Source organism: Romboutsia sp. 1001285H_161024_C4 (assembly GCF_015550185.1).
In the GTDB taxonomy this organism is placed as follows: Bacteria; Bacillota; Clostridia; order Peptostreptococcales; family Peptostreptococcaceae; genus Romboutsia_C; species Romboutsia_C hominis.
This window is the reverse complement of the sequence record NZ_JADNAJ010000007.1, coordinates 15,467-28,041: the sequence shown is the minus strand read 5'-3', so window position 1 is coordinate 28,041 and position 12,575 is coordinate 15,467. Positions and strand designations below refer to the sequence as shown.

16 protein-coding genes are annotated in these 12,575 nt (G+C 28.3%); 12 read left to right on the top strand and 4 right to left on the bottom strand.

The features are described from left to right. A partial coding sequence (locus tag I1959_RS11735) for a pyridoxal-dependent decarboxylase (protein WP_243240043.1) occupies positions 1-436 on the top strand: 436 nt, incomplete at its 5' end. 53 nt (positions 437-489) lie between these two features. Here I1959_RS11735 and I1959_RS11730 read toward each other — a convergent pair. After that, entirely contained in the window at positions 490-1,215 is a 726-nt protein-coding gene (locus I1959_RS11730; protein ID WP_243240042.1) for a DUF3298 and DUF4163 domain-containing protein, read from the bottom strand. Positions 1,216-1,399: 184 nt separating this feature from the next. On the opposite strand from I1959_RS11730, the gene I1959_RS11725 reads away from it, so the two are divergent. Together I1959_RS11725 and I1959_RS11720 are read left to right on the top strand one after the other, a co-directional pair. After that, positions 1,400-2,272 (top strand): class I SAM-dependent methyltransferase, encoded by an 873-nt coding sequence (locus I1959_RS11725; RefSeq protein WP_092921558.1) that lies wholly within the window; start codon positions 1,400-1,402, stop codon positions 2,270-2,272. After that, a complete protein-coding gene (locus I1959_RS11720) occupies positions 2,272-2,943 on the top strand; it encodes an RluA family pseudouridine synthase (protein ID WP_195238363.1) in 672 nt (223 codons plus the stop codon). Before I1959_RS11725 ends, I1959_RS11720 begins: the two co-directional genes overlap by 1 nt. A gap of 103 nt (positions 2,944-3,046) precedes the next feature. Here I1959_RS11720 and I1959_RS11715 read toward each other — a convergent pair whose 3' ends face one another. Then, positions 3,047-3,223 (bottom strand): hypothetical protein, encoded by a 177-nt coding sequence (locus I1959_RS11715; RefSeq protein WP_166506127.1) that lies wholly within the window; start codon positions 3,221-3,223, stop codon positions 3,047-3,049. A gap of 237 nt (positions 3,224-3,460) precedes the next feature. Between I1959_RS11715 and I1959_RS11710 the strand changes: the two genes are divergently transcribed. From I1959_RS11710 to I1959_RS11695, 4 genes are all read left to right on the top strand, one after another. After that, positions 3,461-4,177 (top strand): UPF0489 family protein, encoded by a 717-nt coding sequence (locus tag I1959_RS11710; protein ID WP_166506126.1) that lies wholly within the window; start codon positions 3,461-3,463, stop codon positions 4,175-4,177. A 36-nt stretch (positions 4,178-4,213) separates the two neighbouring features. Next, on the top strand, positions 4,214-4,711 hold the full coding sequence (locus tag I1959_RS11705; RefSeq protein WP_195238361.1) for an SEC-C metal-binding domain-containing protein: 498 nt from the start codon (positions 4,214-4,216) through the stop codon (positions 4,709-4,711). Between the two features lie 27 nt (positions 4,712-4,738). Further along, the gene (locus I1959_RS11700) at positions 4,739-4,882 is read left to right on the top strand and encodes a hypothetical protein (RefSeq protein ID WP_176698618.1); all 144 of its coding nucleotides are present in this window, start codon (positions 4,739-4,741) and stop codon (positions 4,880-4,882) included. Positions 4,883-5,239: 357 nt separating this feature from the next. Further along, the gene (locus tag I1959_RS11695; protein ID WP_166506125.1) at positions 5,240-5,473 is read left to right on the top strand and encodes a YxeA family protein; all 234 of its coding nucleotides are present in this window, start codon (positions 5,240-5,242) and stop codon (positions 5,471-5,473) included. Between the two features lie 239 nt (positions 5,474-5,712). Here I1959_RS11695 and I1959_RS11690 read toward each other — a convergent pair whose 3' ends face one another. Both I1959_RS11690 and I1959_RS11685 read right to left on the bottom strand, forming a co-directional pair. Continuing rightward, positions 5,713-6,633 (bottom strand): pseudouridine-5'-phosphate glycosidase, encoded by a 921-nt coding sequence (locus tag I1959_RS11690; RefSeq protein ID WP_092921546.1) that lies wholly within the window; start codon positions 6,631-6,633, stop codon positions 5,713-5,715. Then, positions 6,627-7,721: a PfkB family carbohydrate kinase gene (locus tag I1959_RS11685; protein WP_195238359.1), complete on the bottom strand. Its 1,095-nt coding sequence runs from the start codon at positions 7,719-7,721 to the stop codon at positions 6,627-6,629. Before I1959_RS11685 ends, I1959_RS11690 begins: the two co-directional genes overlap by 7 nt. A gap of 168 nt (positions 7,722-7,889) precedes the next feature. Between I1959_RS11685 and yabG the strand changes: the two genes are divergently transcribed. From yabG to I1959_RS11660, 5 genes are all read left to right on the top strand, one after another. Beyond that, positions 7,890-8,750 (top strand): sporulation peptidase YabG, encoded by an 861-nt coding sequence (gene yabG, locus I1959_RS11680; RefSeq protein ID WP_166506123.1) that lies wholly within the window; start codon positions 7,890-7,892, stop codon positions 8,748-8,750. Between the two features lie 147 nt (positions 8,751-8,897). After that, complete coding sequence (locus tag I1959_RS11675; RefSeq protein WP_092921540.1) at positions 8,898-9,164, top strand: Veg family protein; 267 nt, start codon at positions 8,898-8,900, stop codon at positions 9,162-9,164. A 92-nt stretch (positions 9,165-9,256) separates the two neighbouring features. Beyond that, positions 9,257-10,807, top strand: a complete 1,551-nt coding sequence (locus I1959_RS11670) for a DUF3794 and LysM peptidoglycan-binding domain-containing protein (protein ID WP_092921538.1) — start codon at positions 9,257-9,259, stop codon at positions 10,805-10,807. 111 nt (positions 10,808-10,918) lie between these two features. After that, a complete protein-coding gene (ispE, locus tag I1959_RS11665; protein WP_092921536.1) occupies positions 10,919-11,800 on the top strand; it encodes a 4-(cytidine 5'-diphospho)-2-C-methyl-D-erythritol kinase in 882 nt (293 codons plus the stop codon). Then, complete coding sequence (locus I1959_RS11660) at positions 11,793-12,473, top strand: GntR family transcriptional regulator (RefSeq protein ID WP_092921534.1); 681 nt, start codon at positions 11,793-11,795, stop codon at positions 12,471-12,473. The genes ispE and I1959_RS11660 overlap by 8 nt, the downstream gene beginning before the upstream one ends. The last annotated feature ends 102 nt before the right edge of the window (positions 12,474-12,575 follow it).

The window sequence follows — 12,575 nt, the reverse complement described above, 5'->3', positions numbered from 1 at the left end:
TCAAGTTATAGGACAATATTATAACTTCTTACGTCTTGGATTTGAAGGATATAGACAAATACATCAACGTACAAAAGATGTTGCAATGTATTTAAGTAGAGAAATAGAAGCTACTGGTTTATTCAAAATCTATAATGATGGAGAAAATTTACCAATAGTATGTTATAGATTAAAAGATGATGTAAATGTAGAATGGACATTATATGATTTAGCAGATAGATTAGCAATGAAAGGATGGCAAATACCAGCATATCCATTACCAATTAATCTACAAAATACAATAATACAACGTATAGTATGTAGAGCAGACTTAAGTCATGATATGGCTGAATTATTCATAAGAGACTTAAAAATGGCTATAAATGATTTAAATAATGCCAATGTATTAGTTCATGGTAAAAAACAAGAAAATAAAAAATATGGATTTACTCATTAAGAATCACAAAAATTATTTAAAAAGAGTATGACTTCGTCATACTCTTTTTGTAATTACATATTTTTTCTAAGGTAATATCTAAAGTGTCTACTATTTAAAGTGTTAATATTTTGAGGAGAACAAAAGAACCTAGGATTAATGTAAGGGGCAAATTTTTCAAAGGACATTTTAAACTTAGGTACTCCTATATCTTTAGGTGCTATCTCATCTAACTCAAAGTATATAACGATTCCGTCATCTGTTATATAAAAAGCCTGATCTTCTGGAATATATAAATCGTAGTTTTCATAATATAAATCTCTATTTTGACTTATTTTATAATTAACATAGTTAGTAATAAGTGTTATATAATCAACATTTTCTTTAAAAATATCTCTAAGGTAGATAGTTTTTCCATTATTTAAGTCAATATTAAAATTATTAAGTTGGTTATAAAGTAGGCCTTCATTTTCTACAAATCCTTTAAGTGTTAATATTGAGCTTAGTACATAGTTTTTATTAAATGTAACAGCATAGCATGACATAATATTAAACTTTCTATCCATTTCTTCTTCTTCTTTTAAGGTTCCTTCCTTAAAGTCATTGACATTGGCCTTTATAGTACTATTTAATTGGGAAAGTATAGAAGGGTTAACCTTAAAATATGTATTTTTAAAAGCATAAAAAGAAGGATACTGTAAATCGTATGAAAATTTTCCATCTCGCTCAAAGTCTTCATTAAATTTTACATGCAACAAATTATATATACAGTTGTATCCAACTTGAGAATTTCTCATCATAAAATCGCCCCCTATTAAAAATCAATTATTATATAGAATATGCTAGGAAACTAAATAAAATTAATAAAAAATAAAATTATATATACATAAGAATAAGTATATAAAGTATGGAAAATACCGAAAATATTAGTTAAATATATGATATAATACATAGATTAAGAATAAAAACTTTAGGAGGACATAAATGTTATTATTAGCAGATAAATGGAAAGACTATGAACTTATAGATATGGGTAACGGAGAAAAATTAGAACGTTGGGGAGATATAGTTTTAAGAAGACCAGACCCTCAAGTTATGTGGCCAATACCACATGAAAGTGGATTATGGAAAAATCCTCATGGACACTACCACAGAAGTAGTAGAGGTGGAGGACAATGGGAGCATAAAAAAAAGTACCCAGAGAAATGGACTGTTAGCTACAAAGAATTAAAGTTTAATATAAGTCCAACAGGATTTAAGCATACAGGATTATTCCCAGAACAAGCAGCTAACTGGGATTGGTCAATGGATAAAATAAGAAATGCAGGTAGACCAATAAAAGTACTTAACTTATTTGCATATACTGGTGGAGCAACAGTAGCTTGTGCAGCAGCAGGGGCAGAAGTATGCCATGTAGATGCATCTAAAGGTATGGTAACTTGGGCTAAAGAAAATTTACATACATCAGGTTTAGGAGATAGAAAAGTAAGATTTATAGTTGATGATGTTGTTAAATTTGTAGAAAGAGAAATAAGAAGAGGTAATAAATATGATGCTATAATAATGGACCCACCTTCATACGGAAGAGGACCAAAGGGAGAAGTATGGCAAATAGAAGATAAGTTATATGGTTTAGTTGAATTATGTACAAAAGTATTATCAGACAAACCTTTATTCTTCTTAATAAATTCATATACAACAGGATTATCACCAATAATACTTGAACATATATTAGATGCTACAGTAGCTAAGAAAGCTAAAGGTGGAAAAATATATGGTGGAGAAATAGGTATACCTGCATCTAAAGATGGGAAGGTATTACCATGTGGTATATTTGGAAGATGGGAGTCTAAGTAATGATTAAAGTCATATACGAAGACAACCATTTACTAGTAGTAGAAAAACCTGTAAATATACTATCTCAAGGTGATGATACAAATGATAAAGATATGGTAAATCTTTTAAAGCAATATGTAAAAGAAAAGTATAACAAGCCAGGGAATGTTTATATAGGATTAGTACATAGATTAGATAGACCAGTCGGTGGAGTTATGGTGTTTGCCAAAACATCAAAAGCTGCTTCAAGATTATCTGATCAAGTAAGAACTAAAACTTTAAAAAAAACATATAGGGCAGTTATACATGGAACAATGAATAAAGAAAGTGATACTTTAAAAGATTATCTTTATAAGAATAAGAAAACTAATATGGTTAGTGTAGTAAAAAAAGACCATAAAGAAGCAAAGAATGCTGAATTAAGTTATAAAACTTTAAGTACTAAGGAGAAATTTAGTTTAGTTGAAATAGACTTAAAAACAGGGAGACCTCATCAAATAAGGGTACAATTTTCAAGTAGAAAACACCCTCTATTTGGAGACCAAAGATATGGACAAGATGTAAATAAAGTTGGACAACAAATAGCTTTATGGTCTCATAAAATAGAAATAGACCATCCTACGACAAAGGAAAGAATGGAGTTTGTTTGTGAACCACCACAAGAACATCCTTGGAATTTATTCGTTAAATAAAAAATATTGTATTTGATAAATTATATGAAATATTTTTATATAATCTAAAAAAGTGAAGTACTTCAAAATTATTTAATAATCTTGAAGTACTTCACTTTTTAATTTATAAGTTATTATCAAAACTTAGTGATAAAACACTATTTAGATTTATTAAGTCTATAGAATCTTCTTCAGTATTATATTGCATAGGATTAACACAAAAACCATTAGTTGTTGCGTAAGCTAAAAATGTTAAAGCTAAAGGTATTAAAAATATTGTTGTTAATATTAATGTTATCATTTTATAATTCCTCCTAAAATATTTAATAGTCTATGTTAAATAATTGATATTTTAAAATTTAAATAAGTTGTTCTTTCTATATACATATTATAAGATAAATATACAAAAAAAGCCTTACGTACAGATAACAGATTGATTACATTAGTGTAAGATAAAAGGTAGGTAATTAGAAAATAAAAAAATGTAAACTATATAGTATAATAATTTAGACAATAAATTAAAATAAAAGGAGATATTATGGATAGATACAAAGGATTTTATATAGATAGACCAAAGGGAAATAATATATTTTCTTATGAGGAAAGAAGTAATAAAAGTATATTTGTACCGTCATTAATCGAAGGTACTTTAGAAGATGTTGCTGTTGGTGAAGAAATAGTGTTTAATGAGATTGATGAAGATAAAGAGATAAAGGCTAAGGGTCTTAAAAATATGGTTTTTTATAAAAAAGAAGATAAGGACATTTATATTTTCGATAACCACAACCATGCTTTTTATTTTTGGATAAATAGCTTGAAATCAAATAAGTTTAAAAAAGGTTGTAAACTAGTGCATGTAGACCAACATAAAGATATGAGGGAACCTGAAAATTACAATGTAGACATGAATAGTCTTGATGATGTATTTAGATATACAAATGAAGTACTTAATGTAGGTAACTTTATACAACCAGCATTAAAGCACAATATTTTTTCAGAAGTAATAATAATTGATAGTTCTTATGGATTTGAAATGGATATAGAAGGAGAGTATGTGCTAGATATAGATTTAGACATATTTTCTAAAGATATGGAGTATATTTCTTATGATAAGAGAGTATCTAAAATAAAGGAATTAATAAAAGGTGCCAAAGTTATAACTATAGCAAGTAGCCCTTTCTTTATAGACCAAGAGTATGCTATAAAAGTATTAAAAGAATTATTTAATTGTGATATAATAGAAGAGTTAATCTAATAATTATATTATAGAAGGTTTTAGGAGGAAAAACGTATGAGTTTATATACTGAATGGAGAAACTTAAGTGATAACCATGAAAGTCAAGAAGCAGAAGTAAAGTTCTGGGAAGATTATTTAAAGGTAGAAGCTTCAATATACAACGAGTTATTAAATAATAAGCAAGAAGTTGTAGAAGGTGTAGTTAGCGAGTTAGCTGTTAAGTACAATACATCAGTTGAATACTTCATGGGATTCATAGATGGAATAAGTGAAAGTTTAAAAGAAGACATAACATTAGAAACTATAGAAGCAGATAGCACTATAAAATTAGATATAGATTGGGAAAAGTTATACTACAATATGGTAGCTGTAGAAGCTCATTGGTTATATAACTTACCAGGCTGGAATGAAATATTACCAGAAGCTAAGAGAAAAGAATTACAAAAAGCTTACAAGACATCTAAGACAGTTGTTAAAGAAGAAAAGGTTGGAAGAAATGACGCTTGTCCATGTGGAAGTGGAAAGAAATATAAGAAGTGTTGTGGAAAGTAAGGTAAATTTATGTTTATTCTAAGATACATGAACGAAGAGGATGACTTATCAGTAAAGGAATTTACAAACTTAAGTGAAGTAAAAAGCTATATATCTGAAAACAGTCTAGAAAGAACATGGCATCAAATAGAAGAAATAAAAAAAGTAATACCTAACTTAAAAGAAGATTAATATGTAGGTTACTCTGATGATTTTGAATTATTGGAGTAACCTTTTTTAGTTAGTGCTTTAAATATGTTTGCAGAAGATTGTTTATAATTGATATATTTATATGTTCTTTTTTATTTTCGTAACTTTATATCTAGTTAATAATATATATTATTTATTGAGAAACAATAAAATATATTGATTTAACAATAATAATATATTTTAATCAAATGAAGAAAAAATAGATAATAAAGGAGTTAATGATTTTGAAAAAAGAAAAGAATTATTTTAAAAATTTGATTTGTATAATTATTATAGGTATCTTAACACTAGGTATATATATGGGGGTTAAGATAAACAAAGATCTTTTTTTTAGATGAAATGAGAACATCAATTAGAACTGATAAGTATTTTGTAAAAATAGAACAAGATGGTGTGATTGAAAATAACAAAGAAAAAAATCCTTGGATATACAAATATGAAACAACAGCCTATAACAAAAAAGGTAAGTCAATTAAGGTAAGTTTTTATGCAGATAAAAACTTGAAGAAAGGTGCATATATATGTGTACATGTTGGAGGTACTGGAGAGAAAAAAAGATATCTATGGGGTTGATAGTTTTGAGGAAGTAAATATTAACGACGTACCTAAATTAGCTAAAGAAGAATTAGATATGAAGTAATATGATTTTCCAAGTACAATAAGTTTGATAATGTAGAAAATTTTAATTCTATAACATAACAAAATGCACATTATTTACTAATGTGCATTTTAAGTATAATAAATTATTAGATATATTATTATAAAATTAATAGTTTTAATACCTAAGTCAATAATAATCTAATGGTACTATATTAGTTGTTTATGTCTGCTAAGTCTTTCGCTATTTGAGCTGCAACTCTTGCATTGTTATAAACTAACTCTATGTTAGAATCTAAACTCTTACCAGCAGTTATTGTCTTAACCTTATCTAATAAGAAAGGAGTAACTTTTTTACCTGCTATATTTTTCTCTTCAGCTTCTTTTAAAGCAGATTCTATAGCATTTGTTATAGTATCATAATCCATTTCATGTTCTGTAGGTATTGGATTACCTATAACCATACCACCTTTTAAATTTAAGTCCCATTTAGCTTTTAAAGCAGTAGCAACTTCCATAGAAGAATCTACTCTATAGTCAACACCAAATCCACTTCTTCTTGTGTAGAAAGCAGGGAATTCATCTGTACCAAATCCTACTACAGGTACACCGTTAGTTTCTAAGTATTCTAATGTTAAACCTATATCTAATATAGATTTAGCTCCTGCACATATAACAGCAACATTTGTATTAGCTAATTCTTGTAAATCAGCAGATATATCGAAAGTTTTTTCTGCTCCTCTATGAACTCCACCAATTCCACCAGTGGCAAATACTCTAACTCCTGCCAAATCAGCTAATATCATAGTAGTAGCTACTGTAGTAGCACCAGTTAATTTTTTAGATATAATAAAAGGTAAATCTCTTCTACTAGCTTTAACAACATCTTTGCTTGTTCCTAAGAATTCTATTTCTTCTTCAGTAAGGCCAACTTTTAACACACCATCTATGATAGCAATTGTAGCTGGAACTGCTCCATTTTCTCTTATTATTTTACTTACGTTTTTTGCCATTTCTACATTTTTAGGATATGGCATACCATGAGAAATTATAGTAGACTCTAATGCAACTACTGGTTCCCCTGCTTCTATAGCTTTTTTAACTTCTGGATGTACTTGTAAATATTTTTCTAACATAAAATCATCTCCTTAAGTATTTTTTCAACATTGTCTACAGACATATTTGGATTTATTGTATTTTTATGTGATAGCGCTATTATTGATGATGCTACAGAGAATTTAGTTGTATACTCTAGGTCAAAATCATTCATATGACAATACACTAAACTAGCTGTAAATGCATCTCCTGCCCCTGTTGCATTAACTATATCAACCTTTACTCCATCTAATTTAATGGAATTTTCTTTAGCTGCAGAAAATACACCATCTTTTCCAAGTGTAATAAATACTTTATTTACTCCTTGATCTAATAGGATTTTAGAACAAAGTTCTAAGTCTTTTAAATTATTTATTTCTATTCCAGATAAAGCTTCGGCTTCAAGTTTGTTTAGCTTTACAGTGTGGAATCGTCCTATTATATCTTTTATCTTCATACACTTTGCTGTTGAAACAGTATCAACAAATATAGGAATATGAGAATACTTAGAGGTTATATATTCTATAGCCTCTTTAGATAAATTTGTATCTATTACAATTGCTAATGACTCATTAATAAACTGATGTTTTGAGTTTATATATGAAGTATCTATTTTTTCTAAAATGTCCATATGAGATATAGCTACTTGCATATCATTAGAATCATTTAATATTGAAACATATATTGAAGTCGGCATTTCATTGGAAACAAAGCAATCTTCAACATCTATTCCAAGTCCTTTACATTCTGATAGTATCTTATTTCCATATAAATCATTTCCAATGGCAGAAATAAGCTTAGTATCTACCCCTAATCTACACATATTTTCAGCTATATTTCTCCCGACACCACCTAAAGATATATCAACCCTACCTGGATTAGAGTCAAACATAACAAGAGGTGAGTTAGTAGACCCTTGAATATCCATATTAGAACCGCCGATTACAGTTACATAATTACTTTTATTTAATATATAACCTTTTCCCCTGATATAACCTTTTTTCATTAGGTTAGTTATATGTACTGCAGTGGAAGAACGAGTTATAGATAGTCTATCCGCTAGTTCTTGTTGAGAAATCATAGGATTTTCTTTCAAAATATCTAAAATTTCTTTTTCTCTATCAGTCATATTTATCTCCTGAAATAAATATTTGCTTATATCGATAAGCATTTGTTTAATATTATATTAACATTATCTTTCCAATTTTTCAACAATAAAATGTTTTTATTCTTAAGGAACAAAAAAAAGTATCGAACATAATATAGATTAAGATAACAGTTATTAGGGAGGACGAATATGAATATAGGAGATATAGTAGTAAGAAAATCATATGGGAAAGATATAGTATTTAAAATAATAGCTTTTAGCATAGATGAAAAAAATGAAAAAGTGGCAATATTAAAAGGAGTAGCATTTAGAATATTAGCTGATGCACCAATAGATGATTTAGAGGCAGTAAGATTACCAAATATAAGAGATGTTTTATTAGATAAAAATGTAGAGTCCTTAATATCTCAATCAATGAGAAAAGCAAAGGAAAGAGAAAAAAAGATGAATAGGGCAGTTCCGAAATTACAAATGAATACAAATGTTTATGGTATGCCAGGAAAGGTCCTTCAAATTGATGGAGATAAAGAATATCTAAAACTATGCTTAGATGTTTATACAGAGTTAGGAATACCGGCAGTCGGAATTGCTATACCAGAGCCTAATCAGTATAAAGAAGTACGAGCACTGTTAGAAAAACATAATCCAGATATACTTGTAATCACTGGTCATGATGCTTTAACTTCTAAAAAAGGTAACACTACAGATTTAAGCAATTATAAAAACTCTATGAATTTTATTAAAACAGTAAAACAAGCTAGAAAGTGGCAACCTAATCTAGATAATTTAGTTATATTTGCTGGAGCATGCCAGTCAAATTATGAACAGTTAATCAAAGCAGGAGCAAATTATGCAAGCTCTCCAGGGAGAATAATGATACATGCTCTAGATCCAGTTTTTGTGGTAGAAAAAATAGCTTGCTCAAGAATAGATACTATAGTACCAATAGAAGAGGTAATAGAGCAAACTGTTACAGGTATGAAGGGTATAGGCGGGTCAGAAACAAGAGGTAAATTTAGATGGGCTATGCCTAAGTCTATAATTTATTAAAAATAATACCAAATTATATTGTATATTTTAAAAAATACTATTGACTTTTTTATCAAAAATATATAAAATAATTAGTTTAAACATTTGACAAAACCTCTTAAATGTGATATTATGTAAACATATAATCGTTTAAGAGAAGGTGATATTATGGCCACTGTTCAAACGCTAGATAATATAAGAACTAGCTTAGAGAGGCACTTAGGTAAAAAGATTTTACTTAAGGCAAATAAGGGAAGAAAACAGATTGTTACTAAGAAGGGGATACTAGAAAATGTTTATCCAAGTGTATTTGTCGTAAAAATATATGACGAAGCAAATGGTTATTCAAGAGTATCTTACAGTTACTCTGATTTATTAACATCTAACGTAAAGTTGAAAGTATTTAAACATCAAGATAAATTAAGTGTAAGTTAAAATTATACCTATCAAAAATAGGTGTAATTTTTTTTTTGTTCCTTAAATATAAATATAGTGTGATAGTTTTATTTAATACAGGGGGGACGAAGATGGAATTAATTAAAGATGTAATTAAAGTAGATAATAGAATAGACTTCGGTAAATTTCAAACGTTTATAGAATCAGAGGTAGTTGTACCAGATAAAAAAGCAGATGTATATGACATTATAAAAACAGAAGGTTACATAGCAATTAAAAAAATAGAGGTGGCAGATGGCAAAATACATTGTAGAGGAAGTTTCAACTATAATGTAATATATATAACAGATGATAAAAATACTGTTTCTAGTGTAGATGGAAGAATCGATATAAATGAAGTTATAGAAAAGGATAATATAGTCCAAGACATGGAATATATGTTATATCCTGAAATTGAACATGTTGATTGTACTATTATGAATGAAAGAAAGATAAAAGTTGGTGCTCTTATGAATGTAAGAGGTAGCTTATTTGACAAAAAGAGATTAGATATAGTTAAAGATGTATCTCAAGTTGAAGGGATACAAAAACATAGAAAAGAGATAAGTTATCAAGACATTATAGGTATAGAGAGAACAGAAAGTGTAATAAGGGATACTATAAATGTTAATACAGAAGAAATACAATCTATAATAAGTTTAAATCCAAATGCTAGGATAAAAGAAACTAGGATAGCAGACAATAAAGTAATAGTTGGTGGGGTACTAGAAGTAAACCCGTTGGCTTGTACATATGATGGTGAACTAGTAGAGTTAGATAGAATCGGTATAGATTTTACACAATTTATAGAGGTTCCTGGAGCTTGTGATGGTATGAAAGAAGAAGCTATGTTATTTATGGGAGATTTTAACCATACATTTAAGCAAAATGGAGATAGTAATACGGGTATACTAGATATAGATTGCACAGTTAGTAGTAAAGTTAAAGTAACAGATGAAACTACGAGAGAGGTATTACAAGATGCGTACTCTCCTCAAAAAATACTAAAATTTGATCATAGAGCTATAGATGTAAATAAAATATTATACAGTGGAACAGAAAATTTTGTTGTAAAAGAAAGCATAAAGAATGATAAAGATGATATACAAATAAAGGATATAGTTAGTGTTTGTCCATCAATATCAATAGAAAATGCTTATATAGAAGATAACAAGAGTGTTATCCAAGGTATAGTAAGAGTAGATATTCTTTATGTTCCAGTGGAAGGGCTAAAAATGGTTTATAGAATAAGTGAAGAAATTCCTTTTGAACATGATATAGAGATAGATAGATTAACAGATACTTGTAAGGTATTTAATACAGTTAGTATAGAAAAAATAGATGTAGACTTAAATAGAGATGAAATAGATATTAATATGAAAATAAAGAGATTTATAGAGGGTATAGATAAGAAATCAGAAAGTTTCATAATAAAAGGTGATGATTTAGGAATTTATGATTTATCTAAGGCTCCAAGTATAATAGTTTATATATGCAAAGAAGGAGATAGTCTTTGGAATATAGCTAAGAAATATAATACTACAGAGGAAGAGATAGCAGAGGTTAATGAGATAAAAGTTGATGAACCATTAAGACCAGGAAAATGTTTAATATTAGAAAAGAAGGTCGTTTTAGCAGATTAAAATATATTGTAAAAAATAAAATAATAGGGGGGACAATCCCCTATTATTTTATTTTTTGTAGTATAATGTTAATAGCTGAGAATACATTATACTATATACAAGGAGGATATGATGAATTCTATAGAATTAAAAAGTAGAGCAAAAATTAATCTATCTATAGATGTGCTAGGAAAAAGAGACGACGGGTACCATCTAGTAGAAATGATAATGCAGACAATTGACTTGTATGATGTTATAAAGATAAAGCAATTAGATACAAATGACGTCGTTATAAAGAGTAATAGTAGCCATATACCACTAGATAATGACAATATAGTATACAAAGCTATTGAACTTTTAAGGCAAAGATTCAATATAAATAAAGGGATTGAGGTATTTATAGAGAAAAATATACCTGTAGCAGCAGGTATGGCAGGTGGGAGCTCAAATGCAGCAGCAGTATTAGTTGGACTTAACAAACTATGGAAATTAAATTTAACAGAGCAAGAGTTACAGGAGCTAGGTTTAAAGTTAGGAGCAGATGTTCCATACTGTATTTCTGGGAAAACTGCATTAGCAGAAGGAATTGGAGAAAAACTTAGTTACATAAAAGGGCTGCCTAAAAATATAAGTATACTTATATGTAAGCCTAACCTATTTGTGTCTACAAAAGATGTATATCAAGGTTTAGACTTAAATAATATAGAAAATAGACCTAATAATAAACTTTTAATTGAGTGTCTAGAAAAAGGGGATATAGATTCCTTATCAAAAAATATGTCAAATGTATTAGAAAATGTAACTAGTAAAATTCATAAGGAAATAAATGAAATAGAAGAAATAATGATGGCTAATAGTGCTTTAGGTTCTATGATGAGTGGTAGTGGACCTACAGTATTTGGATTATTTGATAAATCTGAAAATGCACTAAAGTGTAAAGACATACTATTACAGCAATATTCTCAAGTATATGTTGTAAGCAGTAGTGAAAAAGGAGTTGAAATTTGTGGATAACTTAACTAAATTAAATCTAGATGATTATAAGCCACTAAGAGATGTAGTATTTGAAAATCTTAGAGAAGCAATAGTAGAAGGAAAGTTAAATCCAGGACAAAGATTAATGGAGGTTCAGCTAGCAGAACAGTTAGGCGTAAGTAGAACTCCAGTTAGAGAAGCTATAAGAAAACTTGAGTTAGAAGGGCTTGTTGTTATGTTACCTAGAAAAGGTGCTTATGTAGCTAATATGTCATTAAAAGATATAATAGACGTATTAGAAATAAGAGCAACACTAGAAGGGTTAGCATCATCTTTAGCAGCAGAAAGAATAAATCCAGAAAATATAAAAGAACTTGAAAAAATAGCGAAAGAATTTGAAGAAAGTGCTAAAAGCTCAGATGTTGATGCCCTTCTTAAAAAAGATGTAGAATTTCATGAGTGTATATTTAAATCAACTAACAATAAAAAACTTCATCAGTTGATAAATTCTTTATGGGAGCAAGTATACAGATTTAGAGAGACATACATAGCTGATTATGAAACAGTGAAAAATATAATAGATGAACATAAAGCTATTGTAGATGCAATAAAAAAGGGAGATAATGAACTTGCTAAGAAATATGCTAAAGAGCATATTGAAAAAGCAGAAAACTTTATGATAGAAAGAACAGTGAATAATAAAGAAATTTAAAAGAAGGTAAAACCTTCTTTTTTATTGTAACAAAATAAAAAAATTTCTATTTTTTATAAACAAATTAAAAATAGAATTCTTATGTATGATATAAAGTAATTT

Bases quoted from the DNA above. Each gene is read 5' to 3' on its own strand.
- I1959_RS11730 (WP_243240042.1), bottom strand. From the start codon at position 1,215: ATGATGAGAAATTCTCAAGTTGGATACAACTGTATATATAATTTGTTG.
- I1959_RS11725 (WP_092921558.1), top strand. From the start codon at position 1,400: ATGTTATTATTAGCAGATAAATGGAAAGACTATGAACTTATAGATATG.
- I1959_RS11720 (WP_195238363.1), top strand. From the start codon at position 2,272: ATGATTAAAGTCATATACGAAGACAACCATTTACTAGTAGTAGAAAAA.
- I1959_RS11715 (WP_166506127.1), bottom strand. From the start codon at position 3,223: ATGATAACATTAATATTAACAACAATATTTTTAATACCTTTAGCTTTA.
- I1959_RS11710 (WP_166506126.1), top strand. From the start codon at position 3,461: ATGGATAGATACAAAGGATTTTATATAGATAGACCAAAGGGAAATAAT.
- I1959_RS11705 (WP_195238361.1), top strand. From the start codon at position 4,214: ATGAGTTTATATACTGAATGGAGAAACTTAAGTGATAACCATGAAAGT.
- I1959_RS11700 (WP_176698618.1), top strand. From the start codon at position 4,739: ATGAACGAAGAGGATGACTTATCAGTAAAGGAATTTACAAACTTAAGT.
- I1959_RS11695 (WP_166506125.1), top strand. From the start codon at position 5,240: ATGAGAACATCAATTAGAACTGATAAGTATTTTGTAAAAATAGAACAA.
- I1959_RS11690 (WP_092921546.1), bottom strand. From the start codon at position 6,633: ATGTTAGAAAAATATTTACAAGTACATCCAGAAGTTAAAAAAGCTATA.
- I1959_RS11685 (WP_195238359.1), bottom strand. From the start codon at position 7,721: ATGACTGATAGAGAAAAAGAAATTTTAGATATTTTGAAAGAAAATCCT.
- yabG (WP_166506123.1), top strand. From the start codon at position 7,890: ATGAATATAGGAGATATAGTAGTAAGAAAATCATATGGGAAAGATATA.
- I1959_RS11675 (WP_092921540.1), top strand. From the start codon at position 8,898: ATGGCCACTGTTCAAACGCTAGATAATATAAGAACTAGCTTAGAGAGG.
- I1959_RS11670 (WP_092921538.1), top strand. From the start codon at position 9,257: ATGGAATTAATTAAAGATGTAATTAAAGTAGATAATAGAATAGACTTC.
- ispE (WP_092921536.1), top strand. From the start codon at position 10,919: ATGAATTCTATAGAATTAAAAAGTAGAGCAAAAATTAATCTATCTATA.